The 24,704-nt window shown below is 53.6% G+C and carries 24 protein-coding genes; 5 read left to right on the forward strand and 19 right to left on the reverse strand.

Annotation, left to right across the window (positions count from 1 at the left end; genetic code table 11):
- Nucleotides 1–9: 9 nt before the first annotated feature.
- The 5 genes from pstB to ACW73I_RS02080 form a co-directional block, all read right to left on the reverse strand.
- Nucleotides 10–843: a phosphate ABC transporter ATP-binding protein PstB gene (gene pstB / locus ACW73I_RS02060; protein WP_458027545.1), complete on the reverse strand. Its 834-nt coding sequence runs from the start codon at nt 841–843 to the stop codon at nt 10–12.
- A 35-nt stretch (nt 844–878) separates the two neighbouring features.
- Nucleotides 879–2,534, reverse strand: coding sequence for a phosphate ABC transporter permease PstA (pstA, locus tag ACW73I_RS02065; protein WP_458027546.1), 1,656 nt, complete (start codon nt 2,532–2,534; stop codon nt 879–881).
- The gene (locus ACW73I_RS02070) at nt 2,531–4,810 is read right to left on the reverse strand and encodes an ABC transporter permease subunit (RefSeq protein ID WP_458027547.1); all 2,280 of its coding nucleotides are present in this window, start codon (nt 4,808–4,810) and stop codon (nt 2,531–2,533) included. Before ACW73I_RS02070 ends, pstA begins: the two co-directional genes overlap by 4 nt.
- Before the next feature lie 198 nt (nt 4,811–5,008).
- Nucleotides 5,009–5,998: a PstS family phosphate ABC transporter substrate-binding protein gene (locus ACW73I_RS02075; protein ID WP_458027548.1), complete on the reverse strand. Its 990-nt coding sequence runs from the start codon at nt 5,996–5,998 to the stop codon at nt 5,009–5,011.
- A 114-nt stretch (nt 5,999–6,112) separates the two neighbouring features.
- Nucleotides 6,113–6,604 carry a dihydrofolate reductase gene (locus ACW73I_RS02080; RefSeq protein WP_458027549.1) on the reverse strand — a complete coding sequence of 164 codons (492 nt, stop codon included), beginning with the start codon at nt 6,602–6,604 and terminating at the stop codon, nt 6,113–6,115.
- A gap of 55 nt (nt 6,605–6,659) precedes the next feature.
- Here ACW73I_RS02080 and ACW73I_RS02085 point away from each other — a divergent pair, with 55 nt between their 5' ends.
- The 5 genes from ACW73I_RS02085 (at nt 6,660) to ACW73I_RS02105 (ending at nt 12,097) form a co-directional block, all read left to right on the forward strand.
- Nucleotides 6,660–7,670: an asparaginase domain-containing protein gene (locus tag ACW73I_RS02085; protein WP_458027550.1), complete on the forward strand. Its 1,011-nt coding sequence runs from the start codon at nt 6,660–6,662 to the stop codon at nt 7,668–7,670.
- A gap of 182 nt (nt 7,671–7,852) precedes the next feature.
- Nucleotides 7,853–9,337, forward strand: coding sequence for an anthranilate synthase component I (trpE, locus tag ACW73I_RS02090; RefSeq protein WP_458027551.1), 1,485 nt, complete (start codon nt 7,853–7,855; stop codon nt 9,335–9,337).
- Nucleotides 9,334–9,924 carry an anthranilate synthase component II gene (locus ACW73I_RS02095; protein WP_458027552.1) on the forward strand — a complete coding sequence of 197 codons (591 nt, stop codon included), beginning with the start codon at nt 9,334–9,336 and terminating at the stop codon, nt 9,922–9,924. Before trpE ends, ACW73I_RS02095 begins: the two co-directional genes overlap by 4 nt.
- A 68-nt stretch (nt 9,925–9,992) precedes the next feature.
- Nucleotides 9,993–10,949: a beta-1,6-N-acetylglucosaminyltransferase gene (locus ACW73I_RS02100; RefSeq protein WP_458027553.1), complete on the forward strand. Its 957-nt coding sequence runs from the start codon at nt 9,993–9,995 to the stop codon at nt 10,947–10,949.
- 263 nt (nt 10,950–11,212) lie between these two features.
- Nucleotides 11,213–12,097: a M28 family peptidase gene (locus tag ACW73I_RS02105; RefSeq protein ID WP_458027554.1), complete on the forward strand. Its 885-nt coding sequence runs from the start codon at nt 11,213–11,215 to the stop codon at nt 12,095–12,097.
- Between the two features lie 13 nt (nt 12,098–12,110).
- Here the strand turns inward: ACW73I_RS02105 and ureG are convergent, their stop codons facing one another.
- From ureG to urtB, 14 genes are all read right to left on the reverse strand, one after another.
- Nucleotides 12,111–12,731: an urease accessory protein UreG gene (gene ureG / locus ACW73I_RS02110; protein WP_458027555.1), complete on the reverse strand. Its 621-nt coding sequence runs from the start codon at nt 12,729–12,731 to the stop codon at nt 12,111–12,113.
- Nucleotides 12,732–12,796: 65 nt separating this feature from the next.
- Complete coding sequence (locus ACW73I_RS02115) at nt 12,797–13,471, reverse strand: urease accessory protein UreF (protein WP_458027556.1); 675 nt, start codon at nt 13,469–13,471, stop codon at nt 12,797–12,799.
- The gene (ureE, locus tag ACW73I_RS02120; protein ID WP_458027557.1) at nt 13,461–13,892 is read right to left on the reverse strand and encodes an urease accessory protein UreE; all 432 of its coding nucleotides are present in this window, start codon (nt 13,890–13,892) and stop codon (nt 13,461–13,463) included. Before ureE ends, ACW73I_RS02115 begins: the two co-directional genes overlap by 11 nt.
- A 456-nt stretch (nt 13,893–14,348) precedes the next feature.
- Nucleotides 14,349–14,879 (reverse strand): REP-associated tyrosine transposase, encoded by a 531-nt coding sequence (locus ACW73I_RS02125; RefSeq protein ID WP_458027558.1) that lies wholly within the window; start codon nt 14,877–14,879, stop codon nt 14,349–14,351.
- A gap of 92 nt (nt 14,880–14,971) precedes the next feature.
- Complete coding sequence (locus ACW73I_RS02130; protein WP_458027559.1) at nt 14,972–16,006, reverse strand: S1 family peptidase; 1,035 nt, start codon at nt 16,004–16,006, stop codon at nt 14,972–14,974.
- 558 nt (nt 16,007–16,564) lie between these two features.
- A complete protein-coding gene (ureC, locus tag ACW73I_RS02135; RefSeq protein ID WP_458027560.1) occupies nt 16,565–18,268 on the reverse strand; it encodes an urease subunit alpha in 1,704 nt (567 codons plus the stop codon).
- Nucleotides 18,265–18,582 carry an urease subunit beta gene (locus tag ACW73I_RS02140; RefSeq protein ID WP_458027561.1) on the reverse strand — a complete coding sequence of 106 codons (318 nt, stop codon included), beginning with the start codon at nt 18,580–18,582 and terminating at the stop codon, nt 18,265–18,267. The genes ureC and ACW73I_RS02140 overlap by 4 nt, the downstream gene beginning before the upstream one ends.
- Before the next feature lie 48 nt (nt 18,583–18,630).
- Nucleotides 18,631–19,014 carry an urease subunit gamma gene (gene ureA, locus ACW73I_RS02145; RefSeq protein WP_458027562.1) on the reverse strand — a complete coding sequence of 128 codons (384 nt, stop codon included), beginning with the start codon at nt 19,012–19,014 and terminating at the stop codon, nt 18,631–18,633.
- A complete protein-coding gene (locus ACW73I_RS02150) occupies nt 18,987–19,910 on the reverse strand; it encodes an urease accessory protein UreD (protein WP_458027563.1) in 924 nt (307 codons plus the stop codon). Before ACW73I_RS02150 ends, ureA begins: the two co-directional genes overlap by 28 nt.
- The gene (locus ACW73I_RS02155) at nt 19,849–20,145 is read right to left on the reverse strand and encodes a hypothetical protein (protein ID WP_458027564.1); all 297 of its coding nucleotides are present in this window, start codon (nt 20,143–20,145) and stop codon (nt 19,849–19,851) included. The genes ACW73I_RS02150 and ACW73I_RS02155 overlap by 62 nt, the downstream gene beginning before the upstream one ends.
- 14 nt (nt 20,146–20,159) lie before the next feature.
- Entirely contained in the window at nt 20,160–20,936 is a 777-nt protein-coding gene (locus ACW73I_RS02160) for an ATP-binding cassette domain-containing protein (RefSeq protein WP_458027769.1), read from the reverse strand.
- Nucleotides 20,936–21,745 carry an urea ABC transporter ATP-binding protein UrtD gene (gene urtD / locus ACW73I_RS02165; RefSeq protein ID WP_458027565.1) on the reverse strand — a complete coding sequence of 270 codons (810 nt, stop codon included), beginning with the start codon at nt 21,743–21,745 and terminating at the stop codon, nt 20,936–20,938. The genes ACW73I_RS02160 and urtD overlap by 1 nt, the downstream gene beginning before the upstream one ends.
- On the reverse strand, nt 21,742–22,851 hold the full coding sequence (gene urtC / locus ACW73I_RS02170) for an urea ABC transporter permease subunit UrtC (protein ID WP_458027566.1): 1,110 nt from the start codon (nt 22,849–22,851) through the stop codon (nt 21,742–21,744). The genes urtD and urtC overlap by 4 nt, the downstream gene beginning before the upstream one ends.
- An 82-nt stretch (nt 22,852–22,933) precedes the next feature.
- A complete protein-coding gene (gene urtB, locus ACW73I_RS02175) occupies nt 22,934–24,634 on the reverse strand; it encodes an urea ABC transporter permease subunit UrtB (protein WP_458027567.1) in 1,701 nt (566 codons plus the stop codon).
- Between the last annotated feature and the right edge of the window lie 70 nt (nt 24,635–24,704).

Consider the following 24,704-nt stretch of genomic DNA (forward strand, 5'->3'; position numbering starts at 1 on the left):
ACTGCTCTCCTAACCGTAGCGGCCGGTAATATAATCTTCGGTCTGTTTTTTTGCTGGGTTGGTGAACAATTCGCTGGTTTCACCAAATTCGATCAATTCACCCATGTACATAAAGGCGGTATAGTCGGATACCCTGGCCGCCTGCTGCATGTTGTGCGTAACGATAACGATGGTATATTTTTCTTTTAGTTCGTCTATCAATTCTTCGATCTTCAAGGTGGAAATCGGATCTAATGCGGATGCCGGTTCATCCAATAAAATCACTTCCGGTTCGATCGCCACGGCTCTGGCGATTACCAGCCGTTGCTGCTGGCCGCCCGACAACCCAAGCGCGTTATCATCCAAGCGATCTTTTACCTCGTCCCACAACGCCGAACCGCGTAGGGACTTTTCGACGATTTCGTCCAAAATCCGTCTATCGTTAATGCCTTGTATGCGCAAGCCGTAGGCGACGTTTTCGTATATGCTTTTCGGGAAAGGATTGGGTTTTTGAAACACCATACCCACCCGGCGACGCAAGGCGGCGACATCGACACCCTTGTCGTAAATATCGTCGTTACCTAACAATATTTTGCCTTCGATGGTCACGTTATCGACTAAATCGTTCATTCGATTGATGCAGCGTAACAAGGTTGATTTCCCGCAACCGCTAGGACCGATGTAAGCCGTCACCTTTTTACGGGGCATTTCCATCGTCACATCGAATAAGGCCTGCTTAGTGCTGTAAAACAGATTTAGATTCTTGACGGTAATACAAGTATCAAAGTTTTCAGTGCTTGCCTTTTCCGCTCGAGTTAGCGCGCTAATGTCAATGGCGTGAGTTTTTCGTTCGTCTGTTGTCATTATGTAAATCCAAACATGTCATATTAAAGGCGACGTTAATTTTCCAATGCGCGGTATTTTTCTCTTAGGTTGTTGCGAATAGCGATGGCGAACATATTTAAGCCGACAATAACTAATACTAACAACAATGCAGTAGCATAAACCAAAGGCCGTGCCGCTTCGACGTTCGGGCTTTGAAAACCCACATCGTATATATGAAAGCCAAGATGCATGAATTTTCTGTCCAAATGCAAATAGGGAAAGTTCCCGTCCAATGGCAAAGTTGGCGCCAGCTTTACGACGCCCACTAACATTAGCGGCGCCACTTCGCCGGCCGCACGGGCTATCGCTAGAATCAGGCCGGTCATGATGGCGGGGCTGGCCATCGGCAATACCGTGCGCCACAAGGTTTCCGCCTTGGTGGCACCTAAGGCCAGACTGCCCTCGCGAATCGATTTGGGAATACGCGACAAGCCCTCTTCGGTGGCCACGATAACGACCGGCAGCGTTAGTAAAGCCAGGGTCAAGGAAGCCCACAATAATCCCGGAGTACCAAACACAGGCGCCGGAGCCGCCTCCGGGAAAAACATCTTATCGATGTTGCTTCCGATGATATAAACAAAGAACCCCAAGCCAAATACGCCATAAACAATCGACGGCACGCCGGCCAAATTGTTGACCGCGATCCGAATGATACGCACCAATAAACCTTGGTGAGCATATTCGCGCAAATACACGGCCGCGATCACTCCAAACGGGGTGACTACGATCGCCATCAAGATCACCATTAACACCGTTCCGAAAATCGCCGGAAAAATGCCTCCCTCGGTATTGGCTTCACGCGGCTCGTCGCTAACAAAAGATGCGAAATTTTTAACGTAGTCTATCGATTTTTCGAACACGTTCATCGCGTTCGGGCGAGTCAGTTTTACAACCCGACCCAATGGCAGCGTAATTTGTTTGCCGCTGGATTCCGAAACGACAATACTGAAGCGCTTCATTTCTCTGTTGAGTTTGGCCAGTTGTTCCTGAATGCCTTTATATTGTTGTTCGTAATCCGCTTTTTGTACGGCAAATTCCTGCGCCTTGGTATCGTTCCATTGGTTTTTCAGCTCCAAAGCCCTTTGTTTCAGGCGTAAACGTTCCAACTGATAGTTGATGGCGCCGATATCTTTGTCTTGTAGCCGCTCGATTTCATCAAACAACTCCAATACTTTCGCCAGCTTTTCCTGCGCCACTGCCCAGGCTTGCTCGCCTTCGGCAATGATTTGCCCATTCTCTTTAACCGCGCTCAAGCGTCCGTAAAAGTTGCCCCATTCCCGGCGCTCGACGACAATCAAATCTTCCGGCATGCTTTTTTGCTGAATGTATTGATCCTGAATCCAACGAAAATCGCCGCCCAGCACGTCGCGGTTGCCGGTTTTGACCAGAAATTGAACTAAATACTCCGCATTATTCAATACTTCGTATCCGGCCGCATGCGCTTGCGCTTCGGGCAACAAAGATTCATCAACTTCTTCGCCGATAATCACACTCTTTTGACCATTGTTGTCTTGGTAATGATATTCGACAATATCGGACGGCCAAAAATGGCCTAAGCCACGGACCGCAATCAATAGTAACAAACCGAGTACCAATATCAGATTGATGCTGACCGCGCCGGCAGTCATCCAGATCCATGGCAAACCGCTCTTAAACCAAGTTTTAATCATAACGAACTGTATTTTTGTCTCAGATTCTGACGAATCAATTCCGCGAACGAATTGACGATGAAAGTAAACATAAACAATACTAAAGCGGCTAAAAACAATACGCGATAGTGTGTACTGCCCACTTCAGACTCCGGCATTTCAACAGCGATATTCGCAGCCAAGGTGCGTAGACCCTGAAAAATGCTAATGTCCATGACGGGCGTGTTTCCGGTAGCCATCAACACGATCATGGTTTCGCCGACAGCCCGGCCCAGACCGATCATTACCGCCGAGAAAATGCCGGGGCTGGCAGTCAAAATCACGACTTTGGATAAAGTCTGCCAAGCCGTCGCACCAAGCGCCAAAGAGCCGTTAGTCAAATGTTTGGGCACACTGAAAATGGCGTCTTCGGCAATAGAAAACACCATCGGAATCACCGCAAATCCCATCGCGAAGCCAACCACGAGGGTATTTCGCTGGTCGTAGCCGATACCGTACTCGGTCCGCATCCAAGTGCGCAAATCCCCTCCGAAAAACCACAGATCTACGTAAGGACCCACGGCAAACGCCAGCCAGCTGCTGAATATAATGACCGGAATCAATACAATGGCATCCCAGCCATCCGGAATTTTATTGCGATATCTTTTGGGTAGGAACTGCCAAAAATACGCAAAAATCATCACGCCCAAGGGCACGACGATCAACAACGTGAAAATGCCGGTCAAGTGTTTTTCGACAAACGGCGCCAGCCATAAACCCGCCAAAAAACCAAGAATCACAGTGGGCAGGGCACCCATAATTTCAATACCGGGCTTGACGTATTGGCGCATGCCGGGTGCCATGAAATAGCCGGTATAAATCGCGCCGCATAGGGCTAACGGAATGGCGATCAGCATAGAATAAATCGCGGCTTTCAACGTTCCGAATACCAGTGGCACCAAGCTCATTTTCGGCTCAAAGTCGTTGCTGGCAGCCGATGACTGCCAAACATATTGCGGCTCCGGATAACTTTCGTACCAGACTTTTTGCCATAAGGAAGACCAAGAAACTTCGGGATGCTCGTTCTGGATCGTCCAGAAATGGATTTTGCTGTCTTGATCCTGCAATAGCATCGCATTCGCTTTTGGCGACAAGGCAACAGCAACCGCCTGGCCTTTGAGTATTTGTTTTTTGACTAACTCCCGTTCTGAAGTCGTATAGTAAATACCGACTTCGCCATTGGCGTCGCTCACTAATAAGCCTTTGCGGCGTTGCTCGGAATTGATGGTACGGACAGGAGCGTTACCGACTTTGAACGAACGCAGTTTTTGTAGACTGTATCGATTTTGTTTGTCCCTAACGATGCTCCATTGACCAAGTTCCCCTGAGCTATCACCAACCAGCACGGAAATATCGCCGTTCAGGAATTCCACGCTGGTAATTTGCACGCCTTGGCTTACCGCATTTATTTTATATTTGATTGCCGGCTGACTTTTATCGGTAATGTCAACCACCAGTAAATCGCCTGATTTGCCGGCCAAATACAAATTACGCTGGTCCTTGTCCATCAACATGAAGTCCACTTCAGCGTTTGCTATCTCTAAATCGGCTTCCGTGCGTTCCCAGCTAGCATCGTCATCAAACAGCGATTGTTTTTTTGAGAACGACGTCAACAACAGACGGCCATCGATAACCTTAGCTATAAAAGTAGTGCTATCGTCGTCTACCTTAAGCGCGATTTCAGTTAGCGCTTGTCCTTGATTATCAAGCACAATCGGCTCTCTACCCATCGGATAAGCAATAGCGGGTGTAATAACGCGCTTGCCGTCCGGATAGGACAGCTTATATTCGTGTTTAACCAAAACGGCACGGCCGTCCGATAAACCGTAGGCAACCACGCCTTTATCAATACGACCATGCGCAAAACTGGTGATTTGCACACCTTCGGGAATCGGCAAATCGTCAACCCGCATCACCGATCCATCGGCAACCGAAAAAAAGACCGCTTTACCCGCATCGGTGAAACGCACCCCCACTTCGTTTTGTTCCTCCACGGACAAAAACCGAGTGCCGCCCAATGCCGTTTCCGGCACTTGATAACTACTGACCGGAGTCACATGGGCTGACAGCAATAGAGGAAAAACAACGTAGAGCAAATAGAAGAAGATCAAAACGACAGCGAAGATGATGCCCAATCCTCCAACGGTGACGGCTTGTGCCACGATTTTGTCTTTTAAATGCCGCCATCGCTGATAAGCGGCACTGGCCGACAATTCTAATAATGTCGACTTCGCTGAAGATGATTGAGTATTAGACATAAATAAACATAGGTATCAACAGGTGACGCCTTGGCATCACTTAACATGGATTTTCTGTATAAAAAAGCCGATAAATTACCTAAGCAATTCACCGGCTTTGAAGCGAGGTGTAAAACCAACATGAATCCGTAGATTTTACCTTAATCTTTAAGCATCCCTGCCTGTTTTTTCCTTATATCATTCATCCCTAAATGACGATTATTGAATGAAGCCCAGCGCTTTTTCGGCTGCGCTGGCCGGCAGAGGAATATAACCGTCTTTCACAACAACTTGCTGACCGGTTTTCGACAGCACCATTTTCAGAAATTCTTTTTCCAAAGGCGCCAAAGGCTCGTTTGGCTTTTTGTTTACATAGATATATAGGAAGCGGGATAGCGGATATGCGCCCGATACTGCATTTTCAGGTGTGGGTTCGACCAGCGGAGCGCCTTCTTTGCCTGAAAGCGGGATTGCCCTGACGCCGGAAGTCTTGTAACCAATACCTGAATAGCCGATACCGTTAGCAGAAGTAGTAACGGCTTGAACCACGGAAGCGGAACCCGGTTGCTCGTTTACGTTGCTTTTGTAATCGCCTTTGCATAGCGCTTCTTCTTTGAAGAAACCATAGGTACCGGATACGGAGTTACGGCCGTATAGTTGAATCGGCTTACCCGCCCAACCGCCGGTCAGACCTGCGTCGCCCCAGTTTTCGATGTCCGATGCATGACCGCATTTACGGGTTGAAGAGAAAATCGCATCAACTTGAGGAATGCTCAAACCTTTAACCGGATTGTCCTTGTTGACGAACACGGCCAATGCGTCGATTGCAACCGGAACTGCAGTCGGCTTGTAGCCATATTTGCTTTCGAAATCGTCGATTTCGTTGTCTTTCATTTTCCGGCTCATGGGGCCGAGGTTAGATGTACCTTCGGTCAGCGCCGGTGGCGCGGTTGAAGAACCTGCCGCTTGAATTTGAATATTGACGTTAGGATACAGTTTACCGAACTCTTCCGCCCACAAGGTCATCAGGTTTGCCAGGGTGTCCGAGCCTACACTGGAAATGTTACCGGATACGCCGGCGGCGGATGCATAGTCGGGCAACGCAGCGTCTATTTCGGTAGGAGCCGCTGCCGCGTCAACTGTCATGAATGCTGCAGAAGCAAAGCCCACGCCCATAATGAGCGACTTCAACTGAAATGTTTTTTTCATATTATCTCTCAATCAACTTTAAAGGTTAGAATTTATAGTGCCGTTAGAGGTTGACAATAGTATGAAGCAAATATGACGGTTTTGTGACATCCGTGTTAATTTAGATCGAAATCCTTAATTTTTAAGGTTTTCCAATTTTAAGAAACTATAAGAAAAATCGACAAGCGGGTCATCTTCGACATCTTCTCGGCTTAACACTCGCCACTCGTTGTAATCGATCTCGGGAAAATAGGTATCTCCATCAAACCTTCGATTAATCAGTGTCAGATAGAGGTAATCCGCCGTCGGCAGCAATGCTTCGTATAGCGTGGCGCCGCCGATCACAAACAGTTCGCCGCAAGCAGACGCGTAGTCGAGACCGGTTTCGATGCTGGTAAATACGCGGCAACCCGGCTGCCGGTAGTTTTCGTTACGGCTGATAATCAGATTTTCCCGCCCGGGCAAGGGCCTGCCGATAGCATCGAAGGTTTTCCGGCCCATCATGATCGGAGAGCCCATGGTAATCTGCTTGAAACGTTTTAAATCGGCCGACAAATGCCAGGGCATCCGGCCGTTGAGACCGATAACCCGATTATTCGCCATCGCGACGATCAATGAAATTTTCATCGCTTATGTTTAAGATGCTGAACTCGTTGAACTTAGGCGCGCATCTTACTATTTTATGACAAACATATTGTTGGTTTTTACTGGCGGCACCATAGGCTCGCAACTCGAAAACGGTACCATCGATACCGATCAAACCGCCGGATTTAAATTGATTCGGCTGTTTCGCCAGCACGATCCGGATCAGGCGCACGTTGAATTCAAAACCTTGCAACCCTTGCAAATCCTCAGCGAAAACCTGCATCCACGAGCCTGGCAAACCGTCATAACAGCAATAGAAGCCCAAGATTTATCCGATTTCGACGGCATCATCATCACCCACGGCACCGACACATTAGCTTTTTCCGCCGCTGCTTTCGGAATTTATTTTAACGCGCTAAATATACCGGTTCTGCTGGTTTCCAGCGACCTGCCGCTGGACAACCCTCAAGCCAACGGCCTTAACAATTTCCTGTGCGCGGTGGAATATATCCGTCAACGCCGTTCCGCCGGCGTATTCGTACCCTATCAGAATTCCGCTCAAGCGATGCAGGTGCACATTGCCACTCGTTTAGCCTCTTGTCTCCCGCTGAGCGGCGATTTTATCAGCGTGCAGAATAAACCGTATCTGACCTACGAGCATGGCGAATTCAACCAACACCACAGCTTGGCGGCAAGAACCGGCGCCGCGTACAAACTGCGGCCGAAATTTGCGACGATTTTATTGATCAGACCCTACCCCGGGCTAAATTATGCCCATTTCAATCCGGACAATGTCGACATCGTCCTGCACGACCTCTATCACTCCGGCACGGCCTGCGCCTCGCAACAATGGGGGAAATCACACAGCTTGGTCGCGTTCAGCCGGCGCTGCCGAAAATCGGGTATCCCACTCTATTTAGCGCCGGCAATCCAATCCGAATCAGCATATAGTTCTACCCGGCAACTACTGGAACACGGTGCGGGCATGATCTGGAATACCTCTATAGAAACGGCTTATGCCAAACTGGCGATCGCTTACGGCAACTTCGGCGATAGCCGGACTATCGATGATTTTCTGGCGCAAAATATTGCTTGCGAAAAGGTATAAACCCTATCGAGCCACCTAAAAATCTTTCCTCGTGTTATCGGCGTCGAAATGTCTCGAGTCGAAAAGAAAGCCCATTAAGCTGGCATCACGAAACCGCTATTAGCGGTCGCTGCCGGCGGCGTAGTGCGTTACAATTCGACGCTGCACAACCGCTTGCATGAGACCACGCCTAGAGAATTAGCATGACGCCCGCCGAATTTACCGAATACGCCCGCCAGGGCTATAACCGCATCCCCGTCTGCCGCGAAGTATTGGCCGACCTGGATACGCCGCTTAGCGCCTATTTGAAGTTGGCCGACGGCGCTTACTCCTATTTGTTCGAATCGGTGCACGGCGGCGAGCAGTGGGGGCGTTATTCCATCATCGGCCTACCTTGCCAAACCCGGGTCAAGATCAGCGGTTTTTCCATTACCGTGGAAAACCAGGATACGGCGGTAGAACGCTTCGAGCACCCGCAACCGCTGGAGTGGATAGAAGAATTTCGCCGGCAATATCGGGTGCCCGATATCGAAGGATTACCGCGCTTCAACGGCGGTTTGGTCGGTTATTTCGGCTACGAAACCATAGGCTATATCGAGCCGCGCCTGCAATCGACCGGCAAGCCCGATCCGATCGGTACGCCGGATATTCTGTTGATGGTGTCTCAAGACCTGTTGGTGTTCGATAACCTATCGGGCAAGATGCTGCTGTTGACCCATGCCGATCCTGCCCAAGCCGACGCCTACCAACAAGCCCAAGCCCGCCTGGCCGAATTGGTGGACAAGCTGCATCAGCTCAAGGCCCACCCCAAGCCGCATCCGGCCAGCAAGCACGTGCACGAAGACGACTTCGTGTCCGGTTTCACCCAGCAGGGCTTCGAAGACGCGGTGCGCAAGGCCAAGCAATACATCACCGACGGCGACTGCATGCAGGTGGTGTTGTCGCAACGCATGTCCATCCCCTTCAGCGCCTGGCCGCTGGACTTGTACCGCGCCCTGCGCTGCCTGAATCCGTCGCCTTATATGTACTTCCTGAATCTGGACGATTTCCACATCGTCGGCTCGTCGCCGGAAATCCTGGTCAGACTCGAAGACGGCGAAGTCACAGTGCGGCCGATCGCCGGCACCCGGCCGCGCGGCGCCACGCACGAGCGGGATATGGAACTGGAAAAAGAACTGTTGGCCGATCCCAAGGAAATCGCCGAACATCTGATGCTGATCGACCTGGGCCGCAACGACACCGGCCGCGTTGCGAAAATCGGCAGCGTCAAACTGACCGACAAGATGATCATCGAACGCTATTCGCACGTGATGCACATCGTTTCGAACGTAACCGGCCAATTGCAGGACGGCAAGAACGCCTTCGACGTGCTGGCGGCGACCTTCCCGGCCGGCACCGTCAGCGGCGCGCCCAAGATTCGGGCGATGGAAATCATAGACGAATTGGAGCCGGTCAAGCGCGGCATCTATTCCGGCGCGGTCGGTTACATTTCCTGGTCCGGCAACCTCGATACCGCGATCGCGATCCGCACCGCGGTCATCAAGGACCAAACCCTGCATATCCAGGCCGGCGCCGGCATCGTCTACGATTCGGTGCCGCGCAGCGAATGGGAGGAAACGATGAACAAAGGCCGCGCGGTGTTCCGCGCCGTCAGCATGGCCGAAGCCGGCCTCGGAGGAAAAGCATGAGCGCCGTCAGACTGGTCATGGTCGATAACTACGACTCGTTCACCTATAACCTGGTGCAATATTTCGGCGAACTCGGCGCGGACGTCACCGTCGTGCGTAACGACGAAGTCACGGTCGAGGAGATCGAAGCCTTGCGCCCGGACAAGATCGTCATCTCCCCCGGCCCCTGCACGCCGAAGGAAGCCGGCATATCGGTCGAAACCATCCGCCGTTACGGCGGCAAATATCCGATTTTAGGCGTTTGCCTGGGCCACCAAAGCATAGGCTACACCTTCGGCGGCAACATCGTGCACGCCAAAGAAATCATGCACGGCAAGGTGTCGCCGGTGTATCACAAGGATTTAGGCGTATTCAAAGGCCTGAGCAACCCCTTTACCGCCACCCGCTACCACTCTCTGGTCATCGAACAGGCGACGCTGCCCGATTGCCTGGAAATCACCGCCTGGACCCAAGACCAAGCCGGCAACATCGACGAAATCATGGGCGTGCGCCATAAAACCCTGGATATAGAAGGCGTGCAATTTCATCCGGAATCGATACTGACCGAGCACGGCCACGATATGTTGCGGAATTTTTTGATCCGGTAATCTAGAGACCTATAACAGATTACTTTTTAGTAATGACTCATTTACGTGTTGAATAACGGGAGAACAAAATGGAAGGTTTCGTATACCTTATCTTTTCTCACGGAGAACCAACCCAAGTTGTCAGACTGGTTAGGGCTATCAGGTCGCTTAGCCCGGATAGTGCAATCGTTATTCATCACGACAAATCGAGCGAACCCTTAGATAGTATTTTATTCGGCAATATTAATAATTTATATATAATCGAAGACCGAGTTCGCGTACGCTGGGGAGATATCTCGTTTGTCGATGCGATCCTGTCGTCGCTTAAATGGGTGACCGACAATCTTGATTATACTTGGGTAATTACTATCTCAGGTGCGGATTACCCGATCAGCCGGTTGAGGGATTTCGAAAACCATTTGATATCGCAAAAAACCGACGGGGCATTTCGGTATTTCGAAGCCTTTAGCCATCCCGGTTGGCCGCCTGGCCAAGGAAAAAAGCGCTACCTCTATAATTACTTTTCATTACCGGATATTCCGTATCATCGTGTTCCGGAGTCCATTAGAAAAGTTATTTCGGTTTTCGTAACTAACATTAACAAACAAGGCTTATTCAAAATCAAACCTAAATATAGGTCGTTAAATACTGCGATAGGTTTACGCAAACTGCATACTCCATTTAGTCAAAATTTCAAATGTTATGCTGGTTGGGATTGGCTTAATTTGAGCAAAAAAGCGGTAACCGAATTGCTGGATTTCGTTGCCCTGAATCCCGAAATCAAATATTTTTACAAGAATTCGATACTCCCGAGTGAATCTATGATTCATACTATTTTAATCAACAACGATAGCCTAAAATTCGAAAACGAATCTTATCGTTTTATAAAATGGTTCGGCAAGAACGACGCTAGCCCCAAAAATTTTGAATCCGAAGATATGGACTTACTAATTGAATCTTCAATGCCTTTTGCGCGAAAATTCGATATGCATTTTGACGCGGACGTACTAGATAAGTTGGATTCTTACCTAGGCATTGAATCATGATCTTATGTGTGCAATAAGAGTTATCAATTTTTTGTTTGGCCGGTGGAGATTATCAGCCGCGTTGATTCAAATCGGGGTTAACTGTAAGTCCTCGTATTGTCCGCGGCAAAAACAAACCTGAGAAACGTTACGGTCCGAGTGGCGAAGACGTGATTATTGGGGGCAAGTCGATAGATCACGCCGGATGTCGCAAAAGATATCCATACCTACCTGATTCATGGTATACGGATCCAATTAACAGTTAACTTTGTTTTATTCATAACATGAACGAAGTTTCACCCCGGCAATTACGTGCCCATGTTTACCAGCTTGCCGGTAAGCTCGGCCAACACAATGTGTTTCATCCCGAGGCATTGCATGCCGCCGAAGCCTACATCACGGCAGAATGGCGGCGCCAAGGTTATTCGGTGAACAAGCAAGTTTATACGGCACGCGGCGTCGAATGCGCCAACCTGGAAATCACCCGTCCCGGCAACGGCGAGAACGACGACGTCATACTGCTAGGCGCTCACTACGATTCGGTGTTGGGCAGTCCCGGCGCCAACGACAACGGCAGCGGGGTGGCGGCTTTGCTGGAACTCTCCCGGTTGTGCAAAGACATCACGCCCGATACCGCGCTACGTTTCGTCGCATTCGTCAACGAAGAGCCGCCCTTCTTTTTCTGGCCCGGCATGGGCAGCATGGTATACGCAAAAGCCGCCAAGCGGCGCGGCGATCCGATCCGGTACATGATTTCGCTGGAAACGATAGGCTATTACCGAAACCAAAGGGGCAGCCAAAGCTATCCGCCCTTGCTGAAATATTTCTATCCCGACACCGGCGATTTCATCGCCTTCGTTTCGAACTTGCGCTCGCGGCGCGTCATGCGCGACTGTTTCAAGGCGTTCACCGCCGCGACGGCTTTCCCGGCCCAATCGCTGGCCGCGCCGGCCTTCGTGCCCGGCGTTTCCTTGAGCGACCAGCTCGCCTTCTGGCGCCACGGCTACAAGGCTTTTATGATCACCGATACGGCTTTTTACCGTTACCCTTATTACCATACGGCCGAGGACACGGCGGATAAGCTCTGTTACGTGCCCTTCGCCGAAATGGCCGACGGCCTGTTTTCGATGTTATGCCGGCTCACCAATGCGAGGGCGCTGCAAGGCTAAGGCCTAGCCGCCGTTAGGCCGCAACATCCAGCATGCCTTGCTTGACGATGAATTCCGCCACCCGCTCCAGTCCTTGTCCGGTCTTAATGTTGGTGAATACGAAGGGCTTGTCGCCGCGCATTTTTTTGGCGTCCCGGTCCATCACGTCCAACGACGCGCCGACATAAGGCGCCAGATCGATTTTGTTGATGACCAGCAGGTCGGAGCGGGTGATGCCCGGGCCGCCCTTGCGCGGAATCTTGTCGCCGGCGGACACGTCGATCACGTAAATGGTCAGATCCGCCAATTCCGGGCTGAAGGTGGCGCTGAGGTTATCGCCGCCGCTTTCGACCAGCACGAAATCCAGCTCCGGCCAGCGTTCGCATAATTCGTCCACCGCGGCCAGATTCATCGAGGCGTCCTCGCGTATCGCCGTATGCGGGCAGCCTCCGGTTTCCACGCCCAAGATCCGCTCTTCCGGTAAGGCCTGGCTGCGGATCAGAAACTGCTGGTCCTCGCGGGTATAAATGTCGTTGGTCACCACGCCGATTTCGTAGTCGTCGCGCATGCGCTTGCACAAAGCGTCGACCAATGCGGTCTTGCCGGAACCCACCGGACCGCCTATGCCGATTCTCAATACTGGTTTGTCGTTCACGTTCTTTCTCCAAAAAAATTCGAATTGAAATCTCCCCTCGTAACGAACAACGGAAATCATGCGCCTTACGACCGAAACAAGCGCGAATACTGCTGCTCGTGCCGGCTGCTAGCCAAGGCCAGGCCGAAACAGCTGCCGCCGATTTCGTCGTCGCTTATAGCCAAAGCCTTTGCGGTCAGCTCCGGTATATCGGCCGCCAATTCCCGCAGCAAGCGTTGGCCCGCCACTTGGCCCAAGGGCACCAGCTTCACCGCGCACAGCACTTGGTTTTCCAGCCAGCTATACAGATAGCCGCAAACGGCATCGGCTGTAGCGATTTGCCAACGGGCCGCCGCCAGCGCGAACATTGCGGCCAGCGTCGCATCCCGCCGACGCCGCCATATCTTGGCCTCGGTCAAATCGAGGTCGGCCAACAAGCGGGCTAGGGCTTGGGCGGTGTGCCGGTCTTCCGCCCGCAGCTCGGCGGTTTCCCGACAGGCCGCCAGCGTTTGATTCCAATGTTCAATTTCGGCTTCATCGCCTCGCAGCCAGGCGCCATGCAGACGGGCCAGGATAGGCGCATCCACCCGGGCCAAAGCGTTGTGCAGCAGGCCGCGCAGCCAATCGCCGGTTTCGTCGGCGGTCGTGATCCAGCCGTCGTGCACCGCCCGCTCCAGCCCCTGGGAATAGCTGTACATGCCGATCGGCAGGCTGGGGCTGACCAGTTGCAGCAGGCGCAGCAAGGCTAAATCAGTGGCCATGGCTGTGGTAGGCGCCGGCTTCCGGCTCGAACGGTAAAGTCAAATGTTCCACGGCTAATCCCAACCCAGTCAGCATTTGATCCAGCACATGGTCGGTCAGAAAGCGCAATTCGCCCGGCAGGATTTGCAGCGCCACATGCCGGTTACCGAGGTGGTAGCAGGCACGGGCGAACAACAAGGGATCGTTGCATTTGACCACGGACAACGCTTCCGGGGCTGCTTCGACTCTGACTTTGAAGCCTTGGCTGTTGGTGAGTACCGCGCCGTGTTTTAGCGTTTGTCCCCTGGGTAAAAACACCCCGACTTGCAGGCCGCTCTTTGTGGTTGCGGGTTGGCGGGATTTTTGGCGGGCGTCGAAGGGGAGGGTTAGGGTGTCGTCCGGGGTTTCTTTTGAATTGGTGGTTTCGGTGAGTTTTAGCATTTTATTTTGCTGTTTGTTTTTGTGTCGCTGTTGCGACGGTTTTTTGAAGTCGGGTCTCGGCCCGACAGCCGAGATACTTTTCTTTGCTTGTCTTCGGCAACTGCTCCATGCGTTGCTCTACCTCCTGCATCCATGCAGTCGAAAGAAAAGTATCCAAAAGAAACGACACCCGGATTCCGCCTTAATCACTCGGCACATCCATGTGCCTCGCCCTCCGGGTGCGAAGCATGCAAATCGGCTTTCCTGCCGATTTGTCCTGCGCTTCTCGCTTTTGGCGAGGGTTTTCGAAGGGCCATCCCTGGCCCTACGAAAACGAGCGGCATCCATGCCGCTCCCCTATCGGGCCTGATTCGCCAAAAGCTGCGATGCTCGGGGCGGAATAACGGGAGCAAAACCCTCCCCAAAATTAAAGGACAAATCCGTAGGTCCGATTAGCAAAGCGTAATCGGACGCATGTTAATCATTCCCGGCGATCGAAATCTCCAAATCGCTGCCCCAATCTTCGGGATAAATGCCTCTTTCAACATACCGATGAAAACTGGAATACGGCCAATCGATAACTCGATTAACCAAACCGTGTTTAACCGGATTAACATGCACATAATCGACATGCCGTTCGAAATCTCGCTCGTCGCGTATACAATGTTCCCAAAAATGCCGCTGCCAAATTCCCCGCTCGTTGGCGACTTTTCGTACATTCGACCGATACTCCGTTTTCGGTAACGCGCGCGAAAACGCGCTTTTGATCAAACGCCAGCGTTTACTAAAATCGGCATCGCCCGGCGGCAAAGTCCAAACCGCATGCATGTGTTCCGGCAATACCACCCAAGCATCGATTTGAAACGGATGGCGTTTTCGCACCGCCCGCACCGTTTCACGTAACAGATCGATTTCCCGAACCAGTAAATCGTTGTTTTTACGTTCCAGCAAATTCACCGTAAAAAACCACGTTCCGCCTAGAATAAATGCTCGTCGGTAATTGGGCATAGTTTGTCGCGGTTATGAATATCGGCTGTCGTTAGGATTTAAACATGCGTCCGATTACGCTCCGCTAATCGGACCTACGCGGGCTTAAAGAGTTAGCGATCATCACTAATAAAGTCATCAGTACCAAAGCGACTTGAACCAAATTTAACTTGATATGTGGAATCCATAACTTGTGCAAGTTCTCTAGCCTCTAGTTCTGTTTTAAAAAAACCAGCTAGATGCCAAGGATTATTCCTCCGCACAGCCCAACCTTGTCGCCACATTGGATTTAAACAGTCGAACGTAGGCGCCAAAGTTTTAAAGTAAGGTATAAATCCAAAACTGGTAGCCCAACCAACCCCGGGAGAACCATCATCGCTAAGTAATGACCTGCTTACAAGTCCAATTACCTCACCACGTGAATTAAATACAGGACCTCCGCTCATTCCTGATGGCCAATTACATTCAACTTCAAATACAGGATTTGGTCTGGATTGGTTCACTCCATTACGGTAGATTTTTATTATCTTTCCGTAAGCTCCATACATACCTTCGCTTAAGGTAACAGGGCGATTATGTCCATTCTGCTGACAATCTAATTCAGGGAAACCAACTGCTAGTACAGTCTCGCCAATGGTAGGGTTCCAGCCAGCAGCCTTAACCGGTACAGTATGTGGCGTAATGGACCTCGACTGAATTGGTGCTGTGATAACCGCCAAATCGGCCAGTATATCCAAAGAACTTTCCCCTCTAAGTAGGGACATCGGATCATCTTTCTGATATAGAGCGGAAATAACTTTAACTCCTGACAAGAATGCTTCAGGAGGAACGGGGACTGTTCCAAATATCAAGCCGAGACCCAGAAAAAGCACCAAATTGTCGATTTCAGAATGTTGTTGGTTCCTTAAAAAATCAATTACATGATCGGCTGTCAAAAATGTTCCCCAACCATCCACATGAAATGCCGTTCCCATTCCATAGAGTTCTCCATTTGCATCTCTTCTAAAAATTGGAACAATCGCTTTTCTTAATCCCCAAGGATCCTGAACTAGAAATGGTTCATATCGATTTTCTATTAGAGGTTTGAAATTAAATCCGGCTTCGTTTTTAACAATTGCTTCACATGTTCGAATTTGAAAAGATTCCATTTATTAAATCTCCTTGAATAACTTGATTTTTCATAAGTTTTGTAAGATGGTTCCGATTTAATGCACATACGAAATATAAGGCCAACGGTGGGCAAAATTGCCCACCCTACGCCTCACGTTAACTTTTAAATTCATACAATACCTTATCTACTGCAGTCGGGTAATCCCCTGATGCCGCGCCGAGCACCGAAGGGTTTGGACGGATTAGCCCTTTAGGGGCGCGGCACGGACGCCGCGCGTTTTACGTAGGGGCTGGATGCCCCTTCGGAAAACCCCGTTCAAACGCTTCGGAGCGCAGGACAAATCGGCAGGATAGCCGATTTGCATGCATTGCACCCGCAGGGCGAGGCACAAGGATGTGCCGAGTGAGCTAAGCGGCATGGGGTGCCGTTTTCTTTGGGTACTTTCTTTTGGGCAAGCAAAAGAAAGTACCTCGGCTGTCGGGCCGAGACCCGACTTAAAATACATCGCCGCGATAGCGACACCCCCTATTTGATTCTCCTCTCCCTAACCCTCTCCAGCAGGAGAGGGAATAGCAAGGTCGCGCAGCAAAAACAATCAAAACAAAAAATACCGCTGCGCCATCGGCAGCACCACCGCCGGCTCGCAAGTCAGCAACACCCCATCGGCCCGAACTTGGTAAGTCTGCGCATCGACCTCCATGACCGGCTGATAAGCGTTCAATTTCATGTCCGCCTTGCCGATGTTGCGGGTGTTTTTGACGGCGGCTATCCGCTTTTGCAGGCCCAATTGTTCCGGCACGCCGGCCGAAACCGCGGCTTGCGATAAAAACGCGATGGAATGGGCGGCTGCCGCGGCGCCGAAGCTGCCGAACATGGGACGGTAATGCACCGGTTGCGGGGTCGGGATCGAGGCGTTGGCGTCGCCCATCGGTGCGGCGGCGATGAAGCCGCCTTTGATCACCAGGCTGGGTTTGACCCCGAAGAAAGCCGGTTGCCACAGCACCAAGTCGGCCAGTTTGCCGGCTTCGACCGAACCCACTTCGTGGGCGATGCCGTGGCTGATGGCCGGGTTGATGGTGTATTTGGCGATGTAGCGCTTAATCCTGAAATTATCGCTGCCGGTCGGATCGTTGCCCAAGCTGCCGCGTTGCACTTTCATCTTATGCGCGGTTTGCCAGGTGCGGATGACGACTTCGCCGACCCGGCCCATGGCTTGCGAGTCGGACGAGATCATCGAGAACGCGCCCAGGTCGTGCAATATGTCTTCGGCGGCGATGGTTTCGCGGCGAATGCGCGACTCGGCGAAAGCCACGTCTTCCGGAATCGCCGGATCGAGATGGTGGCAGACCATCAGCATGTCCAGATGTTCGTCCACCGTGTTGACGGTGTATGGCCGGGTGGGATTGGTGGAAGACGGCAGCACGTTGCCGAAGCCGCAGGCCTTGATGATGTCGGGCGCGTGGCCGCCGCCGGCGCCTTCGGTGTGGTAAGTGTGTATCGTGCGGCCCTTGAAGGCGGCGATGGTGTCTTCGACGAAGCCGGATTCGTTCAGGGTATCGGTGTGTATCGCCACCTGCACGTCGTAGCATTCGGCGACGCCCAGGCAGCAATCGATGGCCGCCGGCGTGGTGCCCCAATCTTCGTGCAGCTTCAGGCCCATGGCGCCTGCTTCGACCTGCTCCGCCAGCGCGCCCGGCAAACTGGCGTTGCCTTTGCCCAGCAAGCCGAAATTCATCGGCATGCCGTCCAGCGCCTTCAGCATTTGCCCGATATGCCAAGGTCCGGGCGTGCAGGTGGTGGCATTGGTGCCGGTGGCCGGGCCGGTGCCGCCGCCTATCATCGTGGTGATGCCGGAGCACAGGGCTTCTTCGACCTGCTGCGGGCAAATGAAATGGATATGGGCGTCTATGCCGCCGGCGGTCAGAATCTGGCCTTCGCCGGCGATGACCTCGGTGCCCGGTCCGACGACGATATCCACACCGGGCTGGATGTCGGGATTTCCGGCCTTGCCGATCTTGGCGATGCGGCCGTCCTTGACGCCGACATCGGCCTTGACGATGCCCCAATAATCGACGATCAACGCATTGGTGATGACCAAGTCGACGGCCCGGTCCGAGCCGAACTGGCTTTGGCCCATGCCGTCGCGGATCACTTTGCCGCCGCCGAATTTCACTTCGTCGCCGTAAACCGTGTAGTCGGCTTCCACTTCCAGTATCAAATCGGTGTCGGCCAAACGCAGCCTGTCGCCGGTGGTGGGGCCGAACATGTCGGCGTAGGCCTGTCTGGATATCTTGCTCATTGCGACCCACCCAATGCGCCCATGACGTCGCCTCTAAAGCCATAGACCTCCCACTTGCCGGAAAAGGCGACCAATTGCACTTCGCGCCGCTGGCCCGGCTCGAAGCGCACCGCGGTGCCGGCCGGAATGTCCAGCCGAAAACCCATGGCCAGGCTGCGATCGAAATTCAGGGCCGGATTGGTTTCGTAAAAATGGTAATGCGAGCCGACTTGTATCGGCCGGTCGCCGCTGTTGGCAACGACGATTTTGATCGTCGTGCGGCCGGCATTCAGTTCGATGTCGCCGTCGGCGGGGAAGATTTCTCCGGGGATCATGTTTGGCTCCTTTGATGTTCCGCGTGGGCACCATGTGCCCACCCTACATTAGATGATGGGTTCGTGGACGGTGACCAACTTGGTGCCGTCCGGGAACGTCGCCTCCACCTGCACCTCGGTCAACATTTCGGCGATGCCGTCCATGACGTCGTCGCGGCTCAGCAAGGTGCGCCCGTATGCCATCAATTCGGCCACGGTCCTGCCGTCGCGGGCGCCTTCCATGATCGCGGCCGAAATATAGGCCACAGCTTCGGGATAATTCAGTTTTACGCCCCTGTCCTTGCGGCGCTCGGCCAGCAGCGCGGCGGTGAACAGTAAAAGCTTGTCTTTCTCTCTGGGTGTCAGTTGCATGGCAATCTCTTCAAGTCGTAGGGTGGGCACGACAGTGCCCACGCGAAATAACGTCAGGTCGCCCAAATCCTCGGCGCGCAAATCTTATGCCCGACGATATCTTCACGCAACAAGGCCCAAACCTGCTCGAAAAATTGCCTGAGCCTGTCGGCGCGCTGGTCCAAGGCTCGGCAAACCAGTAAGTCTTCGATTTGGGTCACGCCTTTATCCGCCTGATCGCCGATCAATTGTTGCACCGCGTGCAAATGTTGCGGCGCGGTCGGACAGGCGAACAAGGTGCCGCAAGCCGAATGGCCTTGCAAACCCCAGCGGGCCTGAAAGGCATCGGCGTTCAGTTGCAGACGCTCGATATAAAACAAGCGTCCCGCCCGGCTGATGCGCCAATTCAACGTCGCGCTGCCGCTGTCGAAGCCTTCTCCGGCGGCCGGCCGGCCCAGCGCCAGCACTTCCCAGCCGACGAAGCCGGAGTCTGCGGACAGTTCGATTCGGGTATCGCTTCGCACCCGGGCGCCGTCGTAGACGATGGTTTCCTGCGGCAGCCATTCCAGGCTGGCATTCCCGGCGATAGTCAGATGCAGGTTTTGCCGGGCCTCGCCGCCGCCGCTACGGTAAAATTTGCCGGCGGCGGGCGTGGTGATCAAGGCTTGCGCGCCGGTTTCAGCGGTCGCCGCGATACTCAAGCGATCGCCGGCGACCACGCCGCCGGGCGGATGCAACAGGTAAACGTGGCATACGCCGCCTTCCGGATAAAAAGGCCGTTGTACGGTCAGCGGGCCGCGATGTTCCCGGCGGGCCAACACTGTTTTATCGCCGCGATGAGCGAAACCCAGCTTTAACTCGGCTTCCCAGGAGGCGCCGGGAATGCCGGCTGGGGCTGCGGAATGTTCGGCTGCAAAATCCGGGCGCATGGTCGGATTAATTTGGGTGACGATGATCGTCAACGCGTACCGGCTGCGCCCGCATGTCAAACCCGGCATGATTTGCCGGCCTCAGTCTTTGCCTGATTGCGCCTGCTAAGGCCATTGCTACTAAAACCGCCAGCAATAAAACCGGCCAATAGGGCGTTTCCAATAGCGGATGCAATAACGCGGCGGTCAATTTCATCAAGCTGCCGCCGTGTTGCATGGCTTCCAGGCTGTCGTGCGCCAGGCTATTCAAAGGCGCGCCCAACAGCAGTAACATCGATAAACGGCTAACAAATTGCTTTTTCATAGTGACTCCAATCGTCAAACGGTTAAATAACGTCTTACCATATCGTCGCTCAAATCTTCCATCGCGCCGGCAGCGACATGGCGTCCCCTATCCATGATACAGAAACGGTCAGCCACTTTGCGGGCAAACGGCAGTTTTTGTTCGACCAGCAGCACCGTGACGCCCAATTCGTCGTGTATGCGCTTGATGGCTTGATGCACTTCGCCGATTTCCGCTGGTGCCGGCGGCTGCACCGCTTTGCCGCGCGAGCGGTTCAGGCGGATGATGACGTCGCCGATTTCGCTGACGATGTTGGGTTGTATGCCCTCGGTCGGTTCGTCCAGTATCAATAAGCGCGGATTCAACACCAGGGCGCGGCCTATGGCCAATTGCTGTTGCTGCCCGCCGGACAAATCGCCGCCGCGCCGTTTCAGCATTTGCTTCAATACCGGAAAGATTTCGAAAATAGCGTCCGGAATTTTCTTGATGCCTTGCTTATTGGCGGCGCGCAAACCGGTTTTCAAGTTTTCCTCCACCGTCAGCAGCGGAAAGATTTCCCGGCCTTGCGGCACGTAGCCTATGCCGAGTTCGGCGCGGGATTCGGCTTTGGCCTTGCCGAGCTCGATGCCGTCGAAGCTGATGCTGCCGTCCCGGATCGGAATCAGGCCCATGATCGCTTTCAGCAGCGTGGTCTTGCCGACCCCGTTGCGGCCCATCAGGCACAGGCAGGCGCCTTGCGGCACATCGATATCCACGTCCCACAGGGTATGGCTGGCGCCGTAATATTGTTGCAGTGCGTTTATGCTTAACATCATCCCCCCAAATAGACTTGAATCACGCGAGTATCGTTTTGCACTTCGTCCATGCTGCCTTCGGTCAGTACCGTGCCTTCGTGCAGCACGGTGACCTTGCGGGCGATGCTGCGGACGAATTCCATATCGTGCTCGACCACGACGATGGAATGTTTGCCTTGCAGCGACAGCAACAGTTCGGCGGTGCGTTCGATCTCCTGATGGGTCATGCCGGCGATGGGTTCGTCCACCAGCATCACCTTCGGGTCCTGCATCAGCAGCATGCCGATCTCCAGCCATTGCTTCTGGCCGTGCGACAGCGCGCCGGCGGGGCGGTGTATCAGTTCCGGCAAGCCGATGATGTGCAACACTTCGGCGATACGGTCGCGCTGCTCGCCGCTCAGTTTATGAAACAGAGTCGGCCAAGTGCGCTTGTCGGTTTTCAGGGCCAGTTCCAGATTCTCGAACACCGACAAGGCATCGAACACGCTGGGCTTTTGAAATTTGCGGCAGATGCCGGCCTGGGCGATGGCAGGCTCGTCCATTTGCAACAGATTAATGGTCTGGCCGAAAAACACCTCGCCGCTGTCGGGCTTGGTCTTGCCGGTAATCACGTCCATCAGCGTGGTTTTGCCGGCGCCGTTCGGGCCGATCAGACAGCGCAGCTCGCCTTCGTCGATATACAGCGACAGATGGTTCAGCGCCTTGAAACCGTCGAAACTGACGTTGACGTCTTCCAGGTACAGAATAGGATGGCCGTGCCGGGTGTCGACGAAATCCGGAAACTGAGGGCTGGCGCTGCCTTTAGGCGTAATGGCTGGTTCGATCATAGCGCTTCTCCTAGGGCTGCGGAGTATTGTCTCGGTTTAACCAGGCGCTTCAGCAGGCCGACGATGCCGTCCGGCAACAACAAGGTCACCAGAATAAAAGCCCCGCCCAAGCAGAACAGCCAGGCGTCCGGCATCAGGCCGGTCAATACGGTTTTGGCGTAGTTGACCAGGACCGCGCCGATGATTGCGCCGTACAACGTGCCGCGGCCGCCGACCGCTACCCAGATCACGATTTCCAGCGAATTCAACGGCGAAAATTCGCTGGGGTTGATGATGCCGACCTGCGGCACGTACAGCGCGCCGGCCAGGCCGGCCAGCATGGCCGAGAACACGAACATCCAAAGCTTGAACAGTTCCACCCGATAGCCGAGAAAGCGCACCCGCGATTCCTGGTCGCGAATCGCGGTGACTACGCGGCCCAGTTTGCTGCCGACGATCCAGCGGCACAGCAGCAAGGCGCCGATCAAACTCAGGCCGGTTGCGAACAGCAGCACGGCGCGCACGCCGTCGGATTGTATGTTGAAGCCCAGAATATCCTTGAAGTCGGTCAAGCCGTTATTGCCGCCGAAGCCCATTTCGTTGCGGAAAAAAGCCAGCAGCAGCGCATAGGTCAAAGCCTGGGTGATGATGGACAAATACACGCCGGTCACCCGGGAGCGGAAAGCCAGCCAGCCGAACACGAAGGCCAGGATGCCCGGCGCCAGGAACACCATCAGCATCGCAAAGCCGAAGTTACCGAAGCCGTACCAATACCAAGGCAATTCCTGCCAATTCAAAAACACCATGAAATCCGGCAATTCCGGATTGCCGTACACGCCGCGCGTGCCGATCTGCCGCATCAGATACATGCCCATCGCATAGCCGCCCAACGCAAAGAAGGCGCCCTGGCCCAGCATCAGAATGCCGGCGTAACCCCAAACCATGTCCAGCGACAATCCCAGCAGCGCAAAGCACAAGTATTTTCCGATCAGCGACACACTGTAGGCGGAAAAATGCAAGGCCGAGTCTTCCGGGAAAATCAGGTTACACAGGGGGATGATGAAGGTAACCGCGGCCAGGGTGATTAGCACCGAGGCGTAGGTTTTGTCTTGGCTTAATAGTTTCATAAGTGATCCGTTGATTCGTAGGGCGGGCAATTTGCCCACCGTTTTTATCGTCCGCGTGGGCACTAATCGTGCCCACCCTACCTTAACCATCCGCCGCCCGGCCTTTTTGCGGAAACAATCCGCGCGGCTTCTTCTGGATAAACAAGATAATGAACACCAGCACCAAAATCTTGGCCAATACCGCCCCGGCATAGGGTTCCAACACCTTGTTGGCGATGCCTAGCGAAAAGCCGGCGACCAGCGTGCCGAACAGATTGCCGACGCCGCCGAACACCACCACCATGAAGGAGTCAACGATATAGGATTGGCCCAGGTTCGGTCCGACGTTGGTGATCTGGCTCAAAGCCACCCCGGCCACGCCGGCGATGCCGGAACCCAAGCCGAAGGTCATCGCATCAACCCTATCCGTCGGTATGCCCATGGCCTTGGCCATGCCGCGGTTTTGCGCGACGGCCCGCACTTCCAGGCCCAATTTGGTACGCTTCAGGATTTGCAGCAAGGCCGTGAACACCAGCAGGCAGAAAATCAAGATGTAGAAGCGGTTCCAAGTCAGCGACAGAAAGTCGTTGATTTGCAAAGAGCCGCTCATCCAGTCCGGGGTGGACACGCTGCGGTTCAAGGGCGAGAAGATCGAGCGCACGCTTTGTTGCAGAAACAGGCTGACGCCGAAGGTCGCCAGCAGGGTTTCCAAGGGCCTGCCGTACAGAAAACGGATGATGCCACGTTCGATGGCGATGCCGGCCAAGGCCGCCACCAAAAACGCCATCGGAATCGACAAGATCAAGGCCGTGCCCAGATAGTCCGGCAACAGCTGTTGCATGACGTAAGTGGTGTAGGCACCCAGCATCATCAGTTCGCCGTGGGCCATGTTGATCACGCCCATCACGCCGAAAGTGATGGCCAGACCGATGGCGGCCAACACCAGCACCGCGCCCAGGCTGAGGCCGAAAAACACGGTTTCGACGGCGGCGTAATTTTGCAGCCGGCTTTCGAATTTCTTCACGGCGCTTTGGGCCGCTTCGCGTATTTGAGGATCTGCTTCGCCGCCGGCATCCTGTTCCAGCATGCGGCGCAGACGGTTGTAGGCGTCTTGACTGTTGCGGTCTTTCAGGGCGTCGATAGCGGCCAAACGAGTGGTCTTGTCGGCGCTGTCCAAATCCTGCAGCCAGAGTATCTCTTGTATGGCCGCCAATACGTCGGTATCGCTCTCGCTTTGCAGGCGGTTGCGCAGAAGTTGTAGCGATCTGTCGTCGATTTCCTTGCCGATGGCTTTGACCGCGGCCAAACGGGTGTCGGCATCGTCGTCGCTCAGTTGCAATTCGCCTATGGTTTTACGTAAAACCCGGCGCAGTTTGTTGGTCAGAGTAATTTTTTTCAGCGCCTCGCCGTCCGCCGTGCCGATGGCTTTAGCGCTGATCGAATCGGCGATGCGATAGCCGCCGGACGTTTCGGTGCCTATGACCAAACGCGCTTGGGATTTCCAATCGAATAACCTGCCGTCCTGCAGCGCCAGCAGCGCTTTCAAGCTGCGTTTATCGGTCGACAATTGAGCGATGGCTTGTTCGCGCTCCGCTAGGCTGCCGGTGCGCAGGCTTTCCATCGCGGCGGCGAAAGGGTCTTCCGCTTGGGCCAAGGCCGAGACGCTGAACAAAGTCAGTATCAATATCCGCAAAAACGAAGTTAAAACGCCGGCAGATTTCGAATGGCCGCGCGCGTTCGCCGGCCCCAAGCGATGCTGGGACGACGGCGTTTTAAACTCATCTCTGTTCGATTTGCTTGACATAAATAATCCCGCAATGATTGTGAAAGGTTGCGGCGTCCCTGCCGCAATATTGGTTTTTCTAAATGGTGTG

Source organism: Methylomonas sp. MgM2, from assembly GCF_054172045.1.